This is a genomic window from Gammaproteobacteria bacterium, assembly GCA_028817225.1.
In the GTDB taxonomy this organism is placed as follows: Bacteria; Pseudomonadota; Gammaproteobacteria; order Poriferisulfidales; family Oxydemutatoraceae; genus Oxydemutator.
In genome coordinates, this window is record JAPPQC010000029.1 from 1 (window position 1) to 20,248 (window position 20,248).

Sequence of the window (20,248 nt, forward strand, 5' to 3'; positions counted from 1 at the left end):
ACAGGCGCCAGCCCGTGGACAGGCCGGGAACCCTTTATTCATAAGGGTTTTCAAGGCAGCCGATGCCGTCAATTTCCACCTCCACCCGGCTCCCCCGCGGCATCGGCCCAAGCCCGACCGAAGTGCCGCAGCAAATCACATCGCCCGGCAGCAAGGTCATGTTCCGCGACAACGCCGCGACAATTTCCGCGGGCGACAGAACCATGTCGGATGCCGGATAGCGCTGAACCTGCTCGCCGTTGACACGGGTCACGATTTCAAGATTCCGGTAATCCAGGCCGGTGGCGATGGCTGGGCCGAACACGCCGAAGGTGTCAAACCCCTTCGCCCTGCTCCATTGATCAAAGCCCGGATATTCCTTCAGCAGGCCGAAGGCGGTCACATCGTTGATGCAGGTGTAGCCGAAAATGGCGCCGGCGGCGTCCTGCGGCGACAAATCCGCGGCTTCGCGCCCGATGACAATGCCGAGTTCGCCCTCATAGAAAACCTCGCCGTCGTAACTCGCCGGGTGGCGGATGGTCTGCCCGTGCGCCAGCCAGGTGTTGGCCGGCTTGAACAGATACAGCGGCGTTTGCGGCCGCTCCAGGTTCTTTTCCTCTGCAAGCGCATGGTAGTTGTTCCAAAGCGCAATCATCTTGGACGGCGCGCAGGGCGTCAGAAGGGCCGCATCCCCGCGCTCGTGATATTCACCGGTCGGCGCCGGCGCGCCGAACAGAGGCCCCTCGTGAACGGCAATCCGCCCGCCGTCAAGCCGCCCGATTCCGGTCCGCCCGGTCGCGGCTGTCCTGAAACGCACCCACAAAGCCATGTTTTGCCCCTTTCTGCCTTTATACTCTGTTGCCGGCCCGGCGGCGCGGGATTCCGTCATCTGACGCCGTCCCGCCCGCAAGCCTTTGATAGAATTTATACTCCGGGCGGCCCGGAATCAATCCCCAGATGACCACAGCACTTGAAATCTCGCAACTGCACAAGGTGTACGCCAACGGCCATGTCGCCCTGAAAGGCATCAACCTGCATGTCGAGCACGGCGACTTCTTCGCGCTGCTCGGCCCCAACGGCGCCGGCAAATCCACCACCATCGGCATCGTCACATCGCTGGTCAACAAAACCGGCGGCAGCATCTCCGTCTATGGCCACGACATCCACCGCAACCCCTCGCAGGCCAAAACCCACATCGGGCTGGTGCCGCAGGAATACAGTTTCAACCAGTTTGAGCCGGTCGAGGAAATACTGATCAACCAGGCCGGCTACTACGGCGTGCCGCCGCGCGAGGCGAAACGCCGCGCCCGGGAACACCTGATGCAACTCGGCCTGTGGGAAAAGCGCAGCGACCAGGCGCGCAACCTGTCCGGCGGCATGAAGCGCCGCCTGATGATGGCGCGCGCCCTGCTCCACCGACCGAAACTGCTGATTCTCGACGAGCCGACCGCCGGCGTTGACATCGAGATACGCCGGATGATCTGGGAGTTTCTGACCAACCTCAACCGCCGGGGCACGACCATCATCCTGACCACGCACTACCTCGAGGAAGCCGAAAAACTGTGCCGCAACATCGCCATCATAGACGACGGCCAGATCATCACCGACTCGCCGATGAGGAGTTTGCTCGAACGGCTGGAATCGGAGTCGTTCACGCTCTACCTGCGCGAACCGCTCGCCGAGGCGCCGGCACTGCGCTCGGCGCAACTGCGCTCGATAGACAGCCGCACGCTGGAACTGGTGACCGACAAGCACACCGACCTCGGCGAGGTTTTCAGCGAATTGCAGGCCCACAACATCAAGTTGCTGAGCCTGCGCAACACAAGCAACCGGCTGGAAGAACTCTTCCTGAAACTGGTGTCGTCGGAATAGGCCGCGAATCCGCCATGAATCTGCGATACACCACGGTTGCGCTGTACACGCTCACACGCCGCGAAGTCCTGCGGTTTGCGCGCATCTGGATACAGACGATGCTGCCGCCGGCGGTCACCACCGTGCTTTACTTCGTCATCTTCGGCAAGTTGATCGGCTCGCAAATCGGCCCGATAGACGGCCACAGCTACATCGAATACATCATCCCCGGCCTGATTCTGATGTCGGTCATCACCAACGCCTACGCCAATGTCGTCGCCTCCTTCTACAGTTCCAAGTTTCACGGCAACATCGAGGAAATGCTGATTTCGCCGATGCCGGCCTACATCATCCTCGCCGGCTTCATCATCGGCGGCGTGCTGCGCGGCCTGCTGGTGGGCGCCGTCGTCTTCGGCGTGTCGCTGTTTTTCGGCCACCTGCCCTACCCCGACATCGGCCTGACGCTGCTGATGCTGCTGATGACCGCGGCGCTGTTCTCGATGGCCGGCCTCATCAACGGCGTCTATGCCAAGAGTTTCGACGGCATCTCCATCATCCCGACCTTCGTGTTGACGCCGCTGACCTACCTCGGCGGCATCTTCTACTCGCTGGAAATGCTGCCGGACTTCTGGCGCGGCGTGTCGCTGCTGAACCCGATTTTCTACATGATCAACGTGTTCCGCGAAGGCGCCCTCGGCAGCAGCGACATCGGCGCCGGTTTCGCCATCGGCATCACCGCGCTTTTCCTCGTCGCGTTCACCGCCATCTGCCTTTACCTGCTCGACCGCGGCGTCGGCATCCGCACCTGACCCCCCCGCGATGAACCGCCGCGACAGCGACCCGCAGGAAACCCTGGAATGGCTCGACGCCTTCCGCGCCGTCGTCGCCGCCGACGGCGGCGAGCGCGGCAACGAACTGCTGCAACAACTGTCCGACCAGGCCGACCAACTCGGAATCAGCCGACCGCAGGGAATCAACACACCCTACCGCAACACCATCCCGGCAGACCGGCAGGCGCCGAGCACGGCGGACCAGGCCATTGAGCACCGCATCCGCTCCTACATCCGCTGGAACGCCGCGGTCATGGTCATCCGCGCCAACCGCGCCCATCCGGGGCTGGGCGGCCACATCGCGACTTTCGCCTCCGCCGCAACGCTTTACGACACCGGCTTCAATCACTTCTTCAACGGGCCTGACAGCGAAAACGGCGGCGACCTGCTCTTCATCCAGGGCCACAGTTCACCGGGCATCTACGCCCGCGCGTTTCTTGAAGGCCGCCTTGACGAAAGCCAACTCGACAACTTCCGGCGTGAAATCAACCGCGACGGCCTGTCATCCTATCCGCACCCGCGGCTGATGCCCGAATTCTGGCAATTCCCGACGGTGTCCATGGGCCTTGCGCCGATCATGGGCATCTACCAGGCGCACTTCATGAAATACATGAAGAACCGCAAACTCGCCGACACGCAGGGCAGAAAAGTCTGGGTGTTTCTCGGCGACGGCGAAATGGACGAGCCGGAATCCATCGGCGCCATCTCGCTGGCCGGGCGCGAACAACTGGACAACCTGATCTTCGTCATCAACTGCAACTTGCAGCGCCTCGACGGCCCGGTGCGGGGCAACGGAAAAATCATCCAGGAACTTGAGGGGCTGTTCCGGGGCGCGCACTGGAATGTCATCAAGGTCATCTGGGGATCCTACTGGGACCCGCTGTTCGAGAAGGACGAAAAAGGGCTTCTCATCAAGCGGATGGAAGAAGTGGTTGACGGAGACTATCAAAACTACCAGGCCAAGGACGGCGCCTACATCCGGGAGCACTTTTTCAGCCGCTATCCCGAACTGCTGCAAATGGTCTCGCACCTGTCGGATGAGGAAATCTGGCGCCTGAACCGCGGCGGCCACGACCCTCACAAGGTCTATGCGGCCTACCACGCGGCCACCCGCCACCAAGGCCGGCCCACCGTCATCCTCGCCAAAACCGTCAAGGGATACGGCATGGGCGAATCCGGCGAAGGGCAGAACAAATCACACCAGCAGAAGAAAATGGACATCGAATCGCTGAAAACAATGCGCGACCGCTTCCGGCTGCCGCTGACCGACGAGCAGGTCGAGCGCCTTGAATACATCCGCCCGCAACCGGACACGCCCGAAGGCCGCTACCTGCGCGAACGCCGCGCCGCGCTCGGCGGTTTCATGCCGCAGCGCCGCGGCCATTTCCGGGCAAAGCCGCTGCCCGTCCCCGGCCTTGACGCGCTGTCGCCGCTGCTTGAAGACGGCGGCGACCGCCGGTTTTCAACAACGATGGCGTTCGTGCGCATCCTGACGCTGCTGTGCAGGGACAAGCAACTGGGCCGCCACATCGTCCCCATCGTCCCCGACGAAGCGCGCACCTTCGGAATGGAGGGCCTGTTTCGCACGCTCGGCATCTATTCCTCCGTCGGCCAGTTGTACCAGCCGCAGGACGCCGACCAGGTCATGGTGTACAAGGAAGACCGCTCCGGGCAGATTCTTGAGGAGGCCATCTGCGAGGCCGGCGCCTTTTCATCGTGGCTTGCGGCGGCCACCTCCTACGAAGTGCACGGCGTCAACATGGTGCCGTTCTACATCTTCTATTCCATGTTCGGCTTTCAGCGCGTCGGCGACCTGACCTGGGCGGCGGGTGACATGCAGGCGCGCGGCTTCCTGATGGGCGGCACCGCCGGGCGCACCACGCTCGCCGGCGAGGGCCTGCAACACCAGGATGGCCACAGCCATCTGCTGGCCTCGGTGGTGCCGAACTGCATCTCGTACGACCCGTGTTTCGGATATGAACTGGCCGTCATCATCCACGAGGGCCTGAAACGCATGGTCGGCAAGCAGGAAGATGTGTTCTTCTACATCACGCTGATGAACGAGAACTACCCCCACCCCGCGCTGCCCGACGGCGCGCAGGAAGGCATCATCAGGGGCCTGTATTGCCTTGGCCTCATGCCGCAGCCGGCGGTGCGCCTGCTCGGCTCGGGGGCGATTCTGAGGGAATGCATCGCGGCGCAGGCACTGCTGAAAGACGACTGGAACATCGAGGCCGAAGTCTGGAGCGTGACCAGTTTCACCGAACTCGCCCGCGACGGGCGCCGCGCCGCGCGCTGGAACCGCCTCCATCCGGGCGCCGCGCCGCGCACGCCGTGGATCGCGCAGTGCCTGCAAGACGATGCCGCGCCGCCCGCCCCCGTCATCGCCGCCAGCGATTACCTGCACACGCACGCCGAGCAGGTGCGCGCGTACATCGCCGCGCCCTACCACACGCTCGGCACCGACGGCTTCGGGCGCTCCGACACGCGCGAACAACTGCGCGATTTCTTCGAGGTGGACCGCCGCCACATCGCGCTCGCCGCGTTGAACGCGCTGGCGCATGCAGACGCCGCCGGCATCGGCGCCGCCGAAGTGCGGCAGGCCATCGCCCGCTACCGCATCGAGGCCGACAGACCCTCCCCCGACCTGGCGTGAGCATGAGCGAACAAACCATCTCCGTCCCCGATCTCGGCGATTTTGACGAAGTGGATGTCATCGAGATTCTGGTCAAGCCGGGCGACGCCATCGCGGTCGGCGACTCCGTTGTCACGCTTGAAAGCGAAAAAGCGGCGATGGAATTGCCGGCGCCCGTCGCCGGCGTCGTCAAGACAGTCCATGTCGCGCTGGGCGACAAGGTCGGCGAAGGCGCGCCGCTGTTGTTGGTGGATACCGCCTCCGGGCCGGATGTGGCGGCGCAGCCTGCCGGTGGAGCCGGCCAGCCGGCGGGCGAACAAGGGGAAGACCAAACAGCGCAACCCGCCCCGCCCGTCGCGCCGCATGAAGAGGCCGCCGCGAGCCGGAGCGAAGCCGCGGGCGTTGTCAGGGCAAGCCCGTCCGTCAGGCGGTTTGCGCGTGAACTCGGCGTGGACTTGCAGGCTGTCCGGGGCAGCGGCCCGAAAGGCCGCATCGTGCAGGATGATGTCAAGGATTTCGCCAGAAATGCCGGAAGAGTGCGTCAACACGCCGCTCCGCCGACCTTGCCGCCGGTGCACAGCACCGACTTCTCGCGTTTCGGCCCGACCGAGGTCATCCAACTGGATCGCGTCCAGTCCGTCGTCGCCGACCGCATGCACCGCGCGTGGCTGAATGTGCCGCATGTCACCCAGCACCAGGACGCCGACATCACCGAACTTGAAGACCGGCGCAAGCAACTGGCCGGACGATTGTCCGAACAATGGACCAAACAACCGGCGGCAAACAACGCCGACAGGCCGAAATTGACACTGCTGGCCTTCCTCGTCAAGGCGCTGGCCGTCTCGCTGCGGACTTTCCCGCAATTCAACACCGCATTTGACAACGCAGGCCGCCTGATTCAGAAACACTACTGCCACATCGGCATCGCGGTGGACGCCCCCGGCGGCCTGTTCGTGCCGGTCATCCGCGACGCCGACGGCAAGGATGTGTTCGAGATTGCCGGCGCCATCGCCGACTTCGCAAGCCGCGCGCGCACAGGCCGACTCACCGCCGCCGACATGCAGGGCGGCTGCATGACCATCAGCAACCAGGGCGGCATCGGCGGCGGCGCCTTCACGCCGATTGTCAACGCGCCCGAGACGGCGACGCTGGGCGTCAGCCGCGCGCGCATCTCGCCGTGGTGGGACGGCCAGGCCTTCGTGCCGCGCCTGCTGTTGCCGCTCGACCTTTCCTACGACCACCGCGTCGTCAACGGCGCCGACGCCGCGCGCTTTCTCGACGGCTATTGCCGCCTGCTGTCCGGCGCGGAAGCGCTGCTGCCGGACACACGATGACAAACGGCGTGCTGGTGCTGGGAGGCGGCCCCGGCGGCTACACCGCCGCCTTCCGCGCCGCCGATCTCGGCTGCCGGGTTACGCTGGTTGAGCGCTATCCGGCGTTAGGCGGCGTTTGCCTGAATGTCGGCTGCATCCCGTCGAAAGCGCTGCTGCATCTGGCGGCGGTCACGCGCGAGGCGCAGGCGCTGGACAGGCACGGCATCACCTTCGGCAAGCCGCAGATTCACCCGCGGCGAATCGCCGCCTTCAAGAACGACCTCGTCGGGCGCCTGGGCAGCGGGCTTGCGTCGCTTGCGCGCGCGCGCAAAGTCCGGGTTATTCAGGACACGGCGGCGTTTGTCTCGCCGCGACAGATGCGGCTTGGCGACGGGCGCACGCTTGATTTCGACCGCGCCATCATCGCCACCGGCTCGGCGAACACCGCGCCGCCGGGGCTGCCGGACAACCACCCCCGCCTGCTTGATTCAACCGGCGCGCTGCGTTTTGACACGCTGCCGCGGCGCCTGCTGGTCATCGGCGGCGGCGTCATCGGCCTTGAAATGGCCTGTCTGTTTGAAGGCATGGGCGCGCGCGTTTCCGTTGTTGAGAGCGAACCGCAACTGCTCGGCGATTGCGACAACGACCTCGTCGCGCCGCTTCGCAAACAACTGGAGAAATCGTGCGACGGCATTTTCACGAACACCCGCATCCGGCGCATTGAGGCCGCGGGCGAAGACGGCCTGAATGTGCAGTTTGAAGGGCAGTTTGAGGGAGAGGCGGCGCCCGCCGATGCACACTTCGACGCCGTGCTCGTCGCCACGGGCCGCAAGCCGAACACCGGCGCCATCGGCCTGGAGCACGCGGGCGTCAAGACCAATCAGCGCGGCTTCATCGAAACCGACGACGGCCAGCGCACGAATGTCCCCTCCATTTACGCGGTCGGCGATGTAACCGGCCCGCCGATGCTGGCGCACAAGGCCACGCACCAGGGCAAGGTGGCCGCCGAGAACGCCGCCGGGCGGGAGTCCGCCTTTGACAAACTGGCGGTGCCGTCGGTCGTCTATACCGCGCCCGAAATCGCCTGGGCCGGCCTGACCGAGAAGCAGGCGCGGCAACGCAATGTGGACTACAAGAAGGCGGTTTTCCCGTGGCAGGCCAGCGGGCGGGCGCTGGGCGCCGGGCACGGCGACGGCCTGACGAAACTGCTGTATAGCGTGCGCGACAAAACGCTGCTGGGCGCCGGCATCTGCGGGCATGGCGCCGGCGACCTGATTGCCGAGGCCGTGCTGGCCATCGAAATGGGCGCCGATGTGGGCGACATCGCGCTGGCCGTCCACCCTCACCCGACCTATGCCGAGACCGTCGGACTGGCCGCGGAACTGGCCGACGGCGTGATTACCGACCTGTATCAGCCGAAGCCGCGGTAGGCGCGGCGGGAAAATGGCGTCCCCAAGGGGATTCGAACCCCTGTTACCGCCGTGAAAGGGCGATGTCCTAGGCCTCTAGACGATGGGGACAGTGTCGGGCGCGGAATTGTGACTATTTTACGGGATTAGTCAAGTGGGGGGGATGTTTTGGTCAAGTGCCCGGGGGTCTGTGATCTCAATGTTGACTCCGTGTTCTTCTACACTTACCAATGGCATGCTTCCCTGAGTGGCTTTATTGCTTCCGAAAGGCCTGAAATATCAAATGTGGCCATTACTGAATTTTCTCCAAACGGTGTTACTTTCACAAGTAACTTTTGATGTTTCATGATCTTCTTGGCAAACTCAATATCACTGCCTCGAACAAAAACTGCCTCGTTATTTGTTGATATGGACCATGAAGACACTGTGGCTTTCTCTTTATCAAACCGACTTAACATCTTTGTTTTTTCAAGGCCAAGGTATAGCCCCCAATTCAGGAACACACTGGTTTTGTTTTCAGAGCATCGAATATGCAAACTGGGTTTGACTGTGTTATATCCAGAGCTCACAGTTTCATTTGATATAACAAATAAATGAACATTAAGCGAATCGTCAATCTGTGACTTTTCTTCGTGTACATTCCATTTCCCAGGACCTGATATCATCTTCGTCTTTGGTTTCTTCATACCTATCTTTGTCACCAAAGAGTCATAGCATATCAAGCGTACCTTGTCAGAAGCTTCTGTAGCGCACTTCGCAAGACTATCAGCCATGTGAGCTGAAACATTATTTGAGACTATTGATATAAAAAGCATTATCAATATTTTCATTCTGCTTCATCCTTCATTGCAGCACTAATAATCAGCAATATTGCCCCAACAATGAGCAGCGCCCACCCCCATTGAAGTTGCACAGAATGTACTGCCATATCAGCCAATCCCCGGAAAGGGTTATCCATAAGATTTGAGTCTATATCTGCTTTGGCTTGAGACATTGTTGATTGGAAATGGACGAATGTAAAAAGCATAACCCCTAAGGCAACAATACCTGTGAACCAAAGCCCTCTATATTTTTCCCCCAATACTAGAACCAGAGAGATTATGGCCAAGATTAAGATAATTACTCCATCTCCTTCCCCATTTTGAAAATAGTTTATGCTCCCTACAATTGGGACGCTCAAGATAGGTGTAAATACTCCAATAAAAAGGATGGCAGAGCCGATAAGGCCTATTACTTTTCTTGTGTTCATATTTCCTGAATTCATATTTAGACGAGACGCTGGCCGCGCGGATTAGAACTATTATACAGGAATAATCAAGCGGCGCGGTGTTTCCTTTTACTTGCACTTGGCATTATTGTCTGAAAATATGACTTCACCTCGTGGATTTATCCAGACTTGATAGCACAGCTCCCCTAAAGCAGCTACTCGCATCCCATCTTCGAGATTTTTACAAAGAGATAGACGATCCCCCGGTATATCAGTTCCACTCGGATAGAAGTTCACTACAGTAATTTTTCCACTTGTATGCATTTTCCCTTTCCCATGTTCATGTATTTCCCATGTTGTGGTACCGGGCAAGTACTCAATAGCGAACACCCTGTTTCGGTCTTGCTTGCAATAGCCGACCACCTCAAATTTTCCAGTTTGCTTTTCTGTGGGCGGCGCACAACCGGATAAGGTAAATAGAGTAATCCAAATAATTGGCTTGGTTATTCTCTTCATTCAATCGCTCCAATCTTTCAAATCAAGATGCTTGTGTCATTTCCTTATCAATTCGTCCGGAAAGCCTTCAAATATCATGCCGTTTGTAACCCATTCATCGCTTGTATTCAATCGCGGTTCCCGCACAGACAAGCGGCGAGGCGCAGCCGTCTATCCGGATATCAGATTGGGCCTGACAGTGAAGATTGATAACAGCATCCGCATGAAGTTGAACCGCCACAACTTTTGCATCTATGATTGCTTCCTCTGTTCCCTCTGCTCCCCCGCTGCATGAAAGCACCCGCACAGTATCTATCACTGAATATGGGCGCGAGGCATCACTCTGTAAAACTTCAAGGTGCGCCAAGCGCTGCAATTGTTCAGCACCCAATGAACTGATGTCCGGATTGACGGCACAGCCGTGCAGAAACATACTGGACACAAGCAGTGCTGCCACAATCAAATTTTTCAGCAAAGGCAATTGATTTTTCATAACTTTCTCCTTGAAATAGTCTCAAAAAGCCATTATTTTTATTTGGCCGGTATCAGCATTTCGGTAATGTCTCTGCCAATCGTCGGCGCAGGCAACTCCCGACTTTCCTGTTGTGCAATCTCCAGCCATTCATCAACAATTTGACACAACTCTCGATAAACCTCCACTTCATCTTCACCATGACAGCATCGCCCTATAATTCCAGGGCAATAGCCGACAAAGCATCGGTCTTCTTCCGACCATTCGACAATCTTGATGTACTTTGCACTATCAATCATTGTTAACCTCCTGAATGCCTCGCATTACCTCCTTTTCCTGATAAGGCTTGGCATCATCGCCAAGATTTCCTGAAATTGTTACCCGCATTCCCCGCGAATGACGGTAATTTCGGTGTGAACCTTTGCCGCCCAGATTGACAAATCCAGCCCGCTCCAAATCCCGGATAAGTTGTCTAATCTTTCTCGGCATACTTGATTATAAGGCATGGCAACCATCCAATGCCTTTCAAGTCTCCCGGTCTTCCAAATCAAGGCGTTTGTGCCACTCCTCTACGGACTCATCCGGAAAAGCTTCAAATGTCTTGTCGTTCTCGTCTTCCCGAAGGTCAACCCACGAAGCTTTCGAGCCTACCATCAGATGTACGCGCTCCGGAGGCGTCGGCAAATCCGTATCAATCACCGAAGCAAAAGGATGCACCAACTCCGGCCAGCGAGAATCCCAAACCCAGAGTGCGCTGCCGCAAATTCGGCAGAAATGCCACCCACTCAGACTTTCTTTTGTTTCGCCAGAATTTTCATCGGTTACCTTGGGGTGGTACATCGTTACATGTTCTTTGCCTTGAACCTGCAATGTGGAAAAATCTCCGCCCAGATTGATGGCGTAGCCACCGCCGCCTGCCGTCTTGCGGCAAATGGAGCAATAGCAGAGATTGAACGGGTACGGATGCGCTGAATGAACTGTAAACCGTACCGCCTTGCAATGGCATGATCCTTCAAGTTTCATTCTATGTCAGACCACACCGCATATTCATTGCCATTCGGATCGCCGAAGTGAAAGCGGCGTCCGCCCGGAAATGAAAAGACGGGTTTGACGATTGTACCGCCGGCTTTCTCAATCTTCGACTGCGTGGCCTCCAAATCGCCGCTGTAAAAAACAATCAACGCCCCGCCCTCTTCCGCCGACGCCCGCTTGTCCGACTGAAAAAACCCGCCGTCCAGCCCCTGGTCGGCGAAGGCCGTGTATTGGTCGCCGAAATCCTCGAATTGCCAGCCGAACACTGCGGCAAAGAAATCCTTCGCCTTTTCAATGTCCCTCGCGGGAAACTCGACATAATTGATTTTCTCGTGTTCCCTCATGGTTTCCTCCCGCCGGCGCGAAAACGCCGCCGGCAACCCGCCCGGCTGCCCGGCGGCAAGATAGCATAGAATAACCCGCCATGACCGACCGCCAATTCATTCCGCTCAATATCGCGGTGCTGACCGTCTCGGACACCCGCACCGAGGAGGACGACCGCTCCGGGCAGTTGCTGGCCGCGCGCCTCGCCGAGGCCGGCCACCGCTGCCGCGACAAGCGCATTGTCGCCGACGACATCTACCGGGTGCGGGCCGCGCTGTCGGAGTGGATTGTGGACGACGGGATACAGGTCGTGCTGTGCACCGGCGGCACCGGCATCACCGGCAGGGACGGCACCCCGGAAGCGGTCGTGCCGCTGCTGGACAAGACCATCGGCGGCTTCGGCGAAATGTTCCGCACGCTGTCCTACGAAACCATCGGCGCCTCGACGCTGCAATCGCGCGCGGTCGCGGGCGTCGCCAACGGCACCTACATCTTCTGCCTGCCCGGCTCGCCCGGCGCGTGCGCCGAGGCCTGGGACAAACTCATCAGCAAGCAACTGGATTACCGCACGCGCCCGTGCAACCTGGTTGAATTGATGCCGAGACTCGGCTCAAAAGAAGCGCCGCCGCGCTAACGCCGGTCCGGCAAATCCCCGTCGGCGCCGCGCTTGCGCCGCGGCAGATTCTTCCTCGCCAGCCTGAACAAATAAAGAAAAGGCCCCGAACACAAATACAGCAGCGCGATAAAAAACAGAAACTTCGGCAAGTCAATCGCCGCCAGAATCAGCCCCGCCACCACCGCCAGCAGCGCGATAAAGGGCACCCGGCTTTTCAGGTTGACGCCTTTCAGGCTGTAATAACTGAAGTTGCTGACCATCGCCGCGCCCGCCAGTATCATCAGCGCAAAACACCACCACGCCATGTCGGCGCCGGAATAGCCGGTTTGCTGCGACAGCCACACCAGGCTCATCATCAGCGTCGCCGCGGCGGGGCACGGCAGGCCGCGGAAAAACGACTTCTCTGACGAACCAATCTGGGAATTGAAGCGCGCCAGCCGCAGCGCCGTCGCCACGGTGTAGAAAAACGCCGCAAGCCAGCCGAGTTTCGACCACAGCCAGCCGAACTCGGCCATCGCCGCGAGCGACCAGTTGTAGATAATCAGCGCCGGAATGCAGCCGAAGACGACCACATCGGTCAAACTGTCGAACTCGGCGCCGAAACGGCTGGCGGTGTTCGTCAGGCGCGCGACATTGCCGTCGAGACTGTCGAGCAGCACGCACACCAGCAAGGCGATGGCGGCCACCTCGAACTCGCCGTTGAACGCCCTGACCGCCGCGAAAAACCCGATCAGCAGCGAACTCGCGGTAATCAGGTTCGGCAGCAGGTAAATGCCGCGCCCTGGTTTGTGCCTGCTCATCGCCGTCCCGCGGACACCGTCAGTTCTTCTCCTTGTCCACCAGGCGGTTGTCGGCTATCCACGACATCATGCCGCGCAACTGCTTCCCGACCCGCTCGATGGGGTGCTCCGACAGGCGCCGTCGCATCGCCCAGAACACCGGCGCCCCGGTGCGGTTCTCGGTGATGAACTCGCGCGCGAAGACGCCGCTGCGTATCTCCTCCAGCAGTTTCTTCATCGCCGCCCGGCTCTGCTCGTTGACGACAAGCGGGCCGCGCGTAATCGCGCCGTATTCGGCGGTGTTGGAAATGGAGTAATACATGTTGGCGATGCCGCCCTCGTACATCAAATCCACAATCAACTTCAACTCGTGCAGGCACTCGAAATAGGCCATCTCCGGCGCGTAGCCGGCCTCCACCAGCGTCTCAAAACCGGCCTGAACCAGCGCCACGGCGCCGCCGCACAGCACCGCCTGCTCGCCGAACAAATCGGTCTCGGTTTCCTCGCGGAAATTGGTCTTGATGACGCCGGCGCGCCCGCCGCCGTTGGCCGACGCATAAGACAGCGCCAGCGCCTGCGTCCGCCCCGAGGCGTCCTGATGAACCGCAATCAGCGTCGGCACGCCCTTGCCTTCCAGGTAGGTCGAGCGCACCAGGTGCCCCGGCCCCTTCGGCGCCACCATGAACACATCCAGGTCGGGGCGCGGGCGAATCAGCCCGTAATGAATGTTGAAGCCGTGCGCGAAGGCCAGCGCCGCGCCCTGCCGGATGTTCGGCTCGATGTGGTCGCGGTACAAATCGGGCTGGTGCTCGTCGGGCGCCAGCACCATGACGATGTCGGCGCCGCGCACCGCCTCGTCCAGCGGCAGGCAACGCAGCCCCGCGCCTTCGGCCTTGGCCGCCGAGGCCGAGCCGGCGCGCAGCCCGACGACCACATCCACGCCGGAATCCTTCAGGTTGTTGGCGTGCGCGTGCCCCTGCGAGCCGTAGCCGATAACGGCCACCTTGCTGCCGCGTATCAGCGACAGGTCGGCGTCTTTGTCGTAATAAACTTCCATTGCTCTCTCCCGGAATTGGTCGTCATCAGGCGGTCAGCACCGCGTCGCCGCGGCCCAGGCTGATAACGCCCGAACGCGCGATTTCGCGGATGTCCCGCCGCTTTTCCATTGCCTCGATGAATGCATCAATCTGCTTGCTGGACGCCGTCATCTGCACAATGCAGACGCGCTCCACATATTCAATCACGCCGGCGCCGTGCTCAACGACCAGTTGGTCGAGGCGCGCGCGGTCGGCGTCGCTGCCGTCGTGCGCCACCTTCAGCATCAGCATTTCGCGCTCGACATGGCGGTCCTCGCCCAAATCCGAGACCGCGGCCACATCCACCAGTTTGTTCAGTTGCTTGATCACCTGCTCGGCCAGTTTGTCGCCGCCGACCGTGACGATGGTCATGCGCGAGAAAACCGGGTTGTTGGTGGGCGCGACGACCAGCGACTCAATATTATAACCTCTCGCCGAAAACAGCCCCGACACGCGCGACAGCACGCCCGCCTCGTTGGCGAGGAGTATCGAGATGACATGCTTTCTGGTTGACGAAACTTGTGCCACCGGGTGCGCGTCCCGGTCCGTCAGGCTTTCTTCATCAGGAAATAGAACTTGCCGTCTTCTTCGCGCGATTCGAGCAGTTCGTTTCCGGTCTGCCTGGCGAACGCCTCAAAATCCTTGACCGCGCCGGGGTCGGTGGCGACGATGTGCAGCACCTTGCCCTTGTCCATGCCGGCCAGCGTCTTCTTGGCGCGTAAGATGGGCAGCGGGCAGTTCAGCCCGCAGGCATCCAGTTCCTGGTCAAATTGCGGCATTTTTTCCTCCTCAAGGCAGCGGTTGGTGGAACAGACAGTTTACATTCAATGGCGCCGGAATTGGCAAGCCGTGCAAGACGCGCAGGCCGCGCAATCCGTTATGATGGTCTGATGACCGTCGGAGTATATCACCCGCCGCCATGCCGCCGCCGCAGGCGCGGGCGCGGCACCCCGGCTGAACAGGCCGCACGGGCTGCGCGGGTTGCACAGACGCTGGCGGCGGCGCTGGCGCTGGCGGCGGTGCTGGCGGCGGCCCCCGCCCGCCTGATGGCCGCCGACCCCCACGACCATGAAGTGCCGGAAATCGGCGACCCGTCCTACTCCGCCCTGAGCCTCGCCGACGAGAAAAAACTGGGCCGCGCCATCCTCGCCCAGTTGCGCGCCAGTTTGCCGGTCACCGGCGACATTGAAGTGCAGGATTACCTGCAAGCGCTGGGAACGCGGCTGCTGTCGCAAGACGCCGACAACCGGATTGACTTTCATTTCCTGCCGGTCGCCGACCGCGCCATCAACGCCTTCGCGACGCCGGGCGGCGTTGTCGTCATCAACGAGGGCCTGATGCTGTTCGCCGGCAACGAGAGCGAACTGGCCGGCGTTGTCGCGCACGAGATCGCGCATGTCACGCGGCGCCACATCGCGCGGCTGCGCGCCGAGATGCGCACCACCAGTTGGCTCAGCGCGCTGCTGCTGGTCGCCGGCCTGATGGCGTCCAGTTACAACCCGGAACTGTCGCAACTCGCCGTCCATGTCGGCGCCACGCTGCCCATTGAACAGCAGTTGAGTTATTCGCGCAGCCTGGAATACGAGGCCGACCGCTCCGCCATCCGGCTGATGTCCGCCGCCCGGATCAACCCGCGCGGCGTGTCGCGCTTCTTCGCCAAATTGCAGGCGCGCGAAGGCCGGCGGCAGACGCCGGAGTTTCTCCGCACCCACCCGCTGACCATCGGACGCCTGCGAAACGCCGAGGCGCGCGCCTCGCGCTACCCCGAAAACCTGCATCTCGACAGCAAGGCGTTCCGCCACATCAAGGCGCGCCTGCTGGCGCTGAAAAACCTCGACCCGGCGCCCGACGAGATGGAAACGGCGTCATTGCAACTCTACCGCAAGGGCGTTTCGCTGACGCGGCGGCTGCCCGGCGAGGCCATTCAGGCATTTGAACAGATACCCGAACAGGAGCGCGGCCTGCCGGTTATGCTGGCGCTGAGCCAGGCCCACATCGCGCAGGGCGACGACCTCAAGGCGAGCCAATACCTGGCCGAACTGAACGAACTGCACCCGGGGCGGGCCAGCATCAACTACTACCTGGCCGGCTGCCTGCTGCGAACCGGCGAGGCGCACCGCGCGCTTGAACATCTGCGGAAGATAAAATCACTGCACCGCTATCATCCGCAACTGTACAAACTCAGCGCCAAAGCCGCCACCGCCGCCGGGCGCGAAAGCCTCGGCCACGAATACCTCGCCGATTACTACACGGCCAGCGCCCATTTCAATCTCGCCCTGCGCCAGTTGAACCTCGCCGAACGCGCCCCCGGCGCAAGCCGCGGCGCCCGCGAGCGCATCAAGCGCAAGCGCGACGAAATCACCAACTTCCAGCAGGAGTTCAAAAGCCGGTTGTAACGGCGCCGGCGTCCGCGGGCGCTGCCGCCCCTGCCCGGCATCCATGGTTTTTTGCAGGCGTCGTGACAGCGCCGGCGTCCGCAGGGCAGGCACCTGAAAGCACTTTTTTCAACGCCGGATTATTGGCTTGCGCGGTGGTCCTTCAGAAACTTCTCAAGCCCGGCGTCGGTCAGCGGGTGGCGGAACATCGCCTCAAACACCGCGAACGGGCAGGTGACGACATCGGCGCCGGCCTCGGCGCACTGCACGACATGCAGCGGGCTGCGAATCGAGGCCGCAAGCACCTCGCTGTCAAAGGAATAGTGGCCGAAAATCCAGGTCAGGCGGCGTATCAACTCGGCGCCCGGCTCGCCGATGTCGTCAAAGCGCCCGATGAAAGGCGAGATGTAATTGGCGCCGGCGCGCGCCGCGAGCAGCGCCTGCGCCGCCGAAAAGACCAGCGTGCAGTTCGTCCGGATGCCCTTCTCCCGCAGTATATGCAGCGCGCGCACCCCGGCGGGCAGCATCGGTATCTTGACGACGATGCGCGGGTCCAGCGCCGCCAGCGTCTGCGCCTCGCGCATCATGTCATCAAAGGTGGTGCCGATGACTTCCGCCGACACATCGGCGTCGGCCAGTTCGCAGATTTTGCGGTAATGCGCGTGAACGGCGCTGTCGCCGCGTATCCCCTCCTTCGCCATCAGCGTCGGATTGGTCGTCACGCCGTCCAGAACGCCGAGGCCGGCGATGCGCTCAATCTGCCCGATGTTGGCGGTGTCAATAAAGAATTTCATGGCTGAACATGCTCAATCAAAAGCGAAAAACTGTCAAGGCGCGCCGCGCGCCCGCGCGCATTCGGCCACCACCCGCCACTGCCGCAACTTGTCTTCAAGCGACAGCGCCGCGTGCGCCGGGCTGGTGGAAGGCAGGCGCCTGTATTCCGGCGCACGCCCCGCGCCGGACGCGCCCGCCGGCACATGCCGGTCGTACACCTGCCCGGCCTTCAGGCCGTTGAAAAAGACAAACCCGACGCGGCGGTGACGGCGAAAGAAAGCCGCGAAATCGTTGACGACGATGGAAGATGCCTCAATGTCGGAATCCAGGCTGCCGCGCCGCTCGCAGCGCCCGATGACATCCCACACGGCGATATGGCAGGCCACCAGGCGGCGGCAACGCTCGGAATATGGAAGATCGGCGCCGGCGCCGAACAAGCGCCCCATGATGGCCCAGAACTGGTTGCGCGGATGGGCATAATACTCGCCCGCCCGCAATGACGCGGCGCTTGGCATCGAACCCAGAATCAGCACGCGCGCCGCCGCCGATTCCAGCGCTGGAAAGCCTTGCAACGAGGCTTCAGGCGGGACCTCAGACGCCGCCCGCTTCATCCGCCGGGTGAAAAAAAACCCCGGCAGACGCGGTCGTGCCGGGGTTCGGTTTGATGGCCCACGGGCCAGGCTCAGAAGCCCTTGAACGGATGTTCCGCGCTGTCCTTCTGCGCCGTCGCCTCGGCGGCGGTCGGCTTGCCCTGGACGGCGTTCTCAATCGCGAGCTTGGTCGCCTTGTAGTTGTTTTCGTAGATCGCCTCGTTGCTCTCGGCCTGCCAGTGAATGAACACGCCGACGCAAACATAGGCGTCATCGGCCTCGCTTTGCGGGATGGTGCCCTCGGCGACGCAGTCCTGGACGGCTTTCGCCACCGCGGCCTGCGCCGGGCCGAACATCTGCACCGCCTGCTTCTCACCCTTGATGGTCACCTTGTTGAACATCATCGTGTTCGGCTTGCACGGCAGGTTCGGCGCGATGACCGCCAGCAGTGATGTAAAGCCGTCCTTGTTGTTCACGAGGCCGTTGCAGAAGGCGGTCTCGACGGCGGAACCGCGAGGCCCTATCATCAGGTCAATATGGGCGATTTCCGCCATCGTGCCGGAAGGATCGTTGTCATTGACCAGGGCTTCCCCGACCATAACTTTGTCAATTGCCATTTTTACTCCTTGGTACTGTTGGTTTGTGTTGATGCAACTGCAATCAGCTGCTCCAGTTCAGCGGCAAAAACACCGGCGACGGTCAGGTCGGCGGTTGTCCCGGGATTGAGACCCTTTTGCTTCAGGCTGACATCCAGCGCCAGAAGCCGGCGCCTGAATTTCTCAGGCTCGCTGCTTCGGACGAACTGACTTTGAAGCGGCGCAACTTCGCGGCTTGTCACCGCCGCTTTCCGCGCGCCGTGCTTTCGATCAACCAGGCTGTCTGGGTATTCCGCCAGCAGCGTCAGATAGACGCCGGCGACGGGCCAGCCATTATGCCCCCATTTTGAGCGGAATTCAAGCAGCAGCGGCACGGCATAGTCAAAAACTTCCCGGTAATCATTGATATATTGCGCGGCGATGCGGTCGCGCCGGCACGCCTCGCGCATGGTTTCGCGCAAGGTGGCGTCCGGCTCGGCGCCGACATCGAGGCGCTCCACCCGCCCCAGGCCGCCGGCGCCGGCCAGGCGAATCGCGCGATAGACCTGCGCGGCGTCGGCCACCGTCGTGCAATCAAGGACGCCGGCGACGGCGTCGCGCAGCGACTGCCCGGGCGCGCGCTGAAACACCGCCTGCACCAGCGGCGCGCACAACAGCACGATGCCGAGGTTGGTGTTCTGGTTGACCACCCGCCGCGTCGCCTCGATGGCCGACAGAATGCGCCCGCCCGGCGTGTCCTGCACACGGCACAGCGGCCCGGCGCAGGCGTTCGCGCTCTCGACAAAGTCGCGCCAATCCATGCCGTGGCCGGCGCCGTGAACGCCGACATTGCCCGGCTTCAACGCCTCGACATCGGCGCGGCAGGCACGCCGGAAAGCCGCCGCCAGCGCCTTATCCGGCGTTTCGTTCATTGTGTTTTCATCGGCGCGTCAGCCGCCGCCAACGCCTTCTTCGACGCCCTTTTCATTGGCCCGTTCATTGGCACGCACATCGGCGCGGTCACCAGTGCATTCGCCGCCGCCCAGAAAATCGTCGGCGAGGCGGGCGGCGATGTCCACCGAAGTCACGCTTTGCAAGCCGCGCCAGGCCGGGATGCTGTTCAGTTCGGTGACCCACCAGCGGCCTTCGCCGTCGCGTATCAGATCCACGCCGGCGTAAAACAGGCCGATGGCGGCGACCGCCGCCTCGGCCAGCCGCGCCGCTTCGGAGGCGATTTCAACGCCGTGGCATTCGGCGCCGTTGGCGACATTGCTGACCCAGTCGCGCCCGACGCGCTTCATGCCGGCGACCGCGCCGCCGCCGATGACAAAAACCCGCCAGTCGCTCCAGCCGTCGCCCTCGCTCTTGATGAACTGCTGCAGATAGAACACGCGCTCCTCGCCGTCCGCCGCAGGCAGCGGGCGGCCCGGCCCGATTCGCTGCAAGCCCTTGCCCTGCGAGCCGAACACCGGCTTCAGCACCAGCCCGCCGCCGCCGCCGCCGTGCCGGGCGACGAATGCACGCGCGCGTTCGGCGCGCGCGAACGACCACGCCGCCGGCGTCGCGATGCCGGCGCGGCGCAGCAGAAAACTGGTCATCGCCTTGTCCACGCTGCGCTCGATCATCCGCGCGTCGTTATAGACGCGCACGCCGGCCTCGCGCAGCGCGTGCAGCACATCAAGGTAAAACACGACCGACTCGAGCGAACCGGCGGGCACCCCCCTGACGAAAACGCCGTCGGGCAGCGTTCGCCCGAAACCGGGCAGCGACACCCCGGCGCCGTCGGCGCCGAACTCGCAATCCGGCAGCGCCACCCGCGTCACGCGGCAGCCGCGCCCGGCGAAGGCCTCTTTCAGACGGGCGCAGTGCCAGCCGCATTCATCGGCGACGAGGGCGATGTGCGGAACGGAATTCAC

General features: G+C 61.8%; 25 protein-coding genes and 1 tRNA gene. 7 read left to right on the forward strand and 19 right to left on the reverse strand.

From position 1 onward, the window contains the following. Positions 1-34: 34 nt before the first annotated feature. Positions 35-808 (reverse strand): fumarylacetoacetate hydrolase family protein, encoded by a 774-nt coding sequence (locus OXU50_04060; protein MDD9869052.1) that lies wholly within the window; start codon positions 806-808, stop codon positions 35-37. 128 nt (positions 809-936) lie between these two features. Between OXU50_04060 and OXU50_04065 the strand changes: the two genes are divergently transcribed. Genes OXU50_04065 through lpdA form a run of 5 tightly spaced genes read left to right on the forward strand, consistent with a single transcriptional unit; the run spans position 937 to position 8,038 of the window. After that, positions 937-1,851: an ABC transporter ATP-binding protein gene (locus OXU50_04065; GenBank protein MDD9869053.1), complete on the forward strand. Its 915-nt coding sequence runs from the start codon at positions 937-939 to the stop codon at positions 1,849-1,851. A 14-nt stretch (positions 1,852-1,865) separates the two neighbouring features. After that, positions 1,866-2,639: an ABC transporter permease gene (locus OXU50_04070; GenBank protein ID MDD9869054.1), complete on the forward strand. Its 774-nt coding sequence runs from the start codon at positions 1,866-1,868 to the stop codon at positions 2,637-2,639. Positions 2,640-2,649: 10 nt separating this feature from the next. Continuing rightward, positions 2,650-5,316 carry a pyruvate dehydrogenase (acetyl-transferring), homodimeric type gene (gene aceE, locus OXU50_04075; protein MDD9869055.1) on the forward strand — a complete coding sequence of 889 codons (2,667 nt, stop codon included), beginning with the start codon at positions 2,650-2,652 and terminating at the stop codon, positions 5,314-5,316. A 2-nt stretch (positions 5,317-5,318) separates the two neighbouring features. Continuing rightward, positions 5,319-6,629 carry a 2-oxo acid dehydrogenase subunit E2 gene (locus OXU50_04080; protein MDD9869056.1) on the forward strand — a complete coding sequence of 437 codons (1,311 nt, stop codon included), beginning with the start codon at positions 5,319-5,321 and terminating at the stop codon, positions 6,627-6,629. Further along, positions 6,626-8,038: a dihydrolipoyl dehydrogenase gene (gene lpdA, locus OXU50_04085; GenBank protein ID MDD9869057.1), complete on the forward strand. Its 1,413-nt coding sequence runs from the start codon at positions 6,626-6,628 to the stop codon at positions 8,036-8,038. The genes OXU50_04080 and lpdA overlap by 4 nt, the downstream gene beginning before the upstream one ends. Positions 8,039-8,052: 14 nt before the next feature. Here lpdA and OXU50_04090 read toward each other — a convergent pair. The 9 genes from OXU50_04090 to OXU50_04130 form a co-directional block, all read right to left on the reverse strand. After that, a tRNA-Glu gene (locus tag OXU50_04090) sits at positions 8,053-8,128 on the reverse strand. Between the two features lie 113 nt (positions 8,129-8,241). Then, positions 8,242-8,847: a type VI secretion system-associated protein TagO gene (locus OXU50_04095; protein MDD9869058.1), complete on the reverse strand. Its 606-nt coding sequence runs from the start codon at positions 8,845-8,847 to the stop codon at positions 8,242-8,244. Further along, positions 8,844-9,266, reverse strand: a complete 423-nt coding sequence (locus tag OXU50_04100; GenBank protein ID MDD9869059.1) for a hypothetical protein — start codon at positions 9,264-9,266, stop codon at positions 8,844-8,846. Before OXU50_04100 ends, OXU50_04095 begins: the two co-directional genes overlap by 4 nt. 87 nt (positions 9,267-9,353) lie before the next feature. Continuing rightward, on the reverse strand, positions 9,354-9,740 hold the full coding sequence (locus tag OXU50_04105; protein MDD9869060.1) for a hypothetical protein: 387 nt from the start codon (positions 9,738-9,740) through the stop codon (positions 9,354-9,356). A gap of 94 nt (positions 9,741-9,834) precedes the next feature. Continuing rightward, complete coding sequence (locus OXU50_04110) at positions 9,835-10,212, reverse strand: hypothetical protein (protein ID MDD9869061.1); 378 nt, start codon at positions 10,210-10,212, stop codon at positions 9,835-9,837. Positions 10,213-10,250: 38 nt separating this feature from the next. Further along, the gene (locus OXU50_04115) at positions 10,251-10,490 is read right to left on the reverse strand and encodes a hypothetical protein (protein ID MDD9869062.1); all 240 of its coding nucleotides are present in this window, start codon (positions 10,488-10,490) and stop codon (positions 10,251-10,253) included. After that, complete coding sequence (locus OXU50_04120; GenBank protein ID MDD9869063.1) at positions 10,483-10,680, reverse strand: type II toxin-antitoxin system HicA family toxin; 198 nt, start codon at positions 10,678-10,680, stop codon at positions 10,483-10,485. Before OXU50_04120 ends, OXU50_04115 begins: the two co-directional genes overlap by 8 nt. Before the next feature lie 36 nt (positions 10,681-10,716). Then, on the reverse strand, positions 10,717-11,214 hold the full coding sequence (locus OXU50_04125; GenBank protein ID MDD9869064.1) for a GFA family protein: 498 nt from the start codon (positions 11,212-11,214) through the stop codon (positions 10,717-10,719). Then, positions 11,211-11,567 carry a VOC family protein gene (locus OXU50_04130; protein MDD9869065.1) on the reverse strand — a complete coding sequence of 119 codons (357 nt, stop codon included), beginning with the start codon at positions 11,565-11,567 and terminating at the stop codon, positions 11,211-11,213. The genes OXU50_04125 and OXU50_04130 overlap by 4 nt, the downstream gene beginning before the upstream one ends. Positions 11,568-11,647: 80 nt before the next feature. On the opposite strand from OXU50_04130, the gene moaB reads away from it, so the two are divergent. Next, positions 11,648-12,181, forward strand: a complete 534-nt coding sequence (gene moaB / locus OXU50_04135; GenBank protein ID MDD9869066.1) for a molybdenum cofactor biosynthesis protein B — start codon at positions 11,648-11,650, stop codon at positions 12,179-12,181. On the opposite strand, the gene OXU50_04140 is transcribed toward moaB, so the two are convergent. The 4 genes from OXU50_04140 to OXU50_04155 are packed head-to-tail and all read right to left on the reverse strand — an operon-like array spanning position 12,178 to position 14,797. Continuing rightward, positions 12,178-12,963, reverse strand: coding sequence for a phosphatidylcholine/phosphatidylserine synthase (locus OXU50_04140; GenBank protein MDD9869067.1), 786 nt, complete (start codon positions 12,961-12,963; stop codon positions 12,178-12,180). The genes moaB and OXU50_04140 overlap by 4 nt on opposite strands. A gap of 19 nt (positions 12,964-12,982) precedes the next feature. Then, positions 12,983-13,999, reverse strand: coding sequence for a ketol-acid reductoisomerase (gene ilvC / locus OXU50_04145; protein ID MDD9869068.1), 1,017 nt, complete (start codon positions 13,997-13,999; stop codon positions 12,983-12,985). Between the two features lie 25 nt (positions 14,000-14,024). Beyond that, on the reverse strand, positions 14,025-14,546 hold the full coding sequence (gene ilvN / locus OXU50_04150) for an acetolactate synthase small subunit (GenBank protein MDD9869069.1): 522 nt from the start codon (positions 14,544-14,546) through the stop codon (positions 14,025-14,027). Between the two features lie 20 nt (positions 14,547-14,566). Beyond that, a complete protein-coding gene (locus tag OXU50_04155) occupies positions 14,567-14,797 on the reverse strand; it encodes a sulfurtransferase TusA family protein (GenBank protein MDD9869070.1) in 231 nt (76 codons plus the stop codon). Between the two features lie 111 nt (positions 14,798-14,908). Here OXU50_04155 and OXU50_04160 point away from each other — a divergent pair, with 111 nt between their 5' ends. Next, complete coding sequence (locus OXU50_04160; GenBank protein MDD9869071.1) at positions 14,909-16,414, forward strand: M48 family metalloprotease; 1,506 nt, start codon at positions 14,909-14,911, stop codon at positions 16,412-16,414. Between the two features lie 119 nt (positions 16,415-16,533). Here the strand turns inward: OXU50_04160 and fsa are convergent, their stop codons facing one another. From fsa to OXU50_04185, 5 genes are all read right to left on the reverse strand, one after another. Next, entirely contained in the window at positions 16,534-17,187 is a 654-nt protein-coding gene (gene fsa, locus OXU50_04165) for a fructose-6-phosphate aldolase (protein MDD9869072.1), read from the reverse strand. 33 nt (positions 17,188-17,220) lie between these two features. Then, positions 17,221-17,739, reverse strand: coding sequence for a DNA-deoxyinosine glycosylase (locus OXU50_04170; GenBank protein ID MDD9869073.1), 519 nt, complete (start codon positions 17,737-17,739; stop codon positions 17,221-17,223). 110 nt (positions 17,740-17,849) lie between these two features. Next, positions 17,850-18,374: a formaldehyde-activating enzyme gene (gene fae, locus OXU50_04175; protein MDD9869074.1), complete on the reverse strand. Its 525-nt coding sequence runs from the start codon at positions 18,372-18,374 to the stop codon at positions 17,850-17,852. 2 nt (positions 18,375-18,376) lie between these two features. Further along, complete coding sequence (locus OXU50_04180; protein MDD9869075.1) at positions 18,377-19,264, reverse strand: triphosphoribosyl-dephospho-CoA synthase; 888 nt, start codon at positions 19,262-19,264, stop codon at positions 18,377-18,379. 18 nt (positions 19,265-19,282) lie between these two features. Further along, entirely contained in the window at positions 19,283-20,248 is a 966-nt protein-coding gene (locus OXU50_04185; GenBank protein MDD9869076.1) for an alpha-L-glutamate ligase, read from the reverse strand.

Coding starts and splice junctions, on each gene's coding strand:
- OXU50_04060 (MDD9869052.1), bottom strand. CDS start 808: ATGGCTTTGTGGGTGCGTTTCAGGACAGCCGCGACCGGGCGGACCGGA.
- OXU50_04065 (MDD9869053.1), top strand. CDS start 937: ATGACCACAGCACTTGAAATCTCGCAACTGCACAAGGTGTACGCCAAC.
- OXU50_04070 (MDD9869054.1), top strand. CDS start 1,866: ATGAATCTGCGATACACCACGGTTGCGCTGTACACGCTCACACGCCGC.
- aceE (MDD9869055.1), top strand. CDS start 2,650: ATGAACCGCCGCGACAGCGACCCGCAGGAAACCCTGGAATGGCTCGAC.
- OXU50_04080 (MDD9869056.1), top strand. CDS start 5,319: ATGAGCGAACAAACCATCTCCGTCCCCGATCTCGGCGATTTTGACGAA.
- lpdA (MDD9869057.1), top strand. CDS start 6,626: ATGACAAACGGCGTGCTGGTGCTGGGAGGCGGCCCCGGCGGCTACACC.
- OXU50_04095 (MDD9869058.1), bottom strand. CDS start 8,847: ATGAAAATATTGATAATGCTTTTTATATCAATAGTCTCAAATAATGTT.
- OXU50_04100 (MDD9869059.1), bottom strand. CDS start 9,266: ATGAACACAAGAAAAGTAATAGGCCTTATCGGCTCTGCCATCCTTTTT.
- OXU50_04105 (MDD9869060.1), bottom strand. CDS start 9,740: ATGAAGAGAATAACCAAGCCAATTATTTGGATTACTCTATTTACCTTA.
- OXU50_04110 (MDD9869061.1), bottom strand. CDS start 10,212: ATGAAAAATCAATTGCCTTTGCTGAAAAATTTGATTGTGGCAGCACTG.
- OXU50_04115 (MDD9869062.1), bottom strand. CDS start 10,490: ATGATTGATAGTGCAAAGTACATCAAGATTGTCGAATGGTCGGAAGAA.
- OXU50_04120 (MDD9869063.1), bottom strand. CDS start 10,680: ATGCCGAGAAAGATTAGACAACTTATCCGGGATTTGGAGCGGGCTGGA.
- OXU50_04125 (MDD9869064.1), bottom strand. CDS start 11,214: ATGAAACTTGAAGGATCATGCCATTGCAAGGCGGTACGGTTTACAGTT.
- OXU50_04130 (MDD9869065.1), bottom strand. CDS start 11,567: ATGAGGGAACACGAGAAAATCAATTATGTCGAGTTTCCCGCGAGGGAC.
- moaB (MDD9869066.1), top strand. CDS start 11,648: ATGACCGACCGCCAATTCATTCCGCTCAATATCGCGGTGCTGACCGTC.
- OXU50_04140 (MDD9869067.1), bottom strand. CDS start 12,963: ATGAGCAGGCACAAACCAGGGCGCGGCATTTACCTGCTGCCGAACCTG.
- ilvC (MDD9869068.1), bottom strand. CDS start 13,999: ATGGAAGTTTATTACGACAAAGACGCCGACCTGTCGCTGATACGCGGC.
- OXU50_04155 (MDD9869070.1), bottom strand. CDS start 14,797: ATGCCGCAATTTGACCAGGAACTGGATGCCTGCGGGCTGAACTGCCCG.
- OXU50_04160 (MDD9869071.1), top strand. CDS start 14,909: ATGACCGTCGGAGTATATCACCCGCCGCCATGCCGCCGCCGCAGGCGC.
- fsa (MDD9869072.1), bottom strand. CDS start 17,187: ATGAAATTCTTTATTGACACCGCCAACATCGGGCAGATTGAGCGCATC.
- fae (MDD9869074.1), bottom strand. CDS start 18,374: ATGGCAATTGACAAAGTTATGGTCGGGGAAGCCCTGGTCAATGACAAC.
- OXU50_04180 (MDD9869075.1), bottom strand. CDS start 19,264: ATGAACGAAACGCCGGATAAGGCGCTGGCGGCGGCTTTCCGGCGTGCC.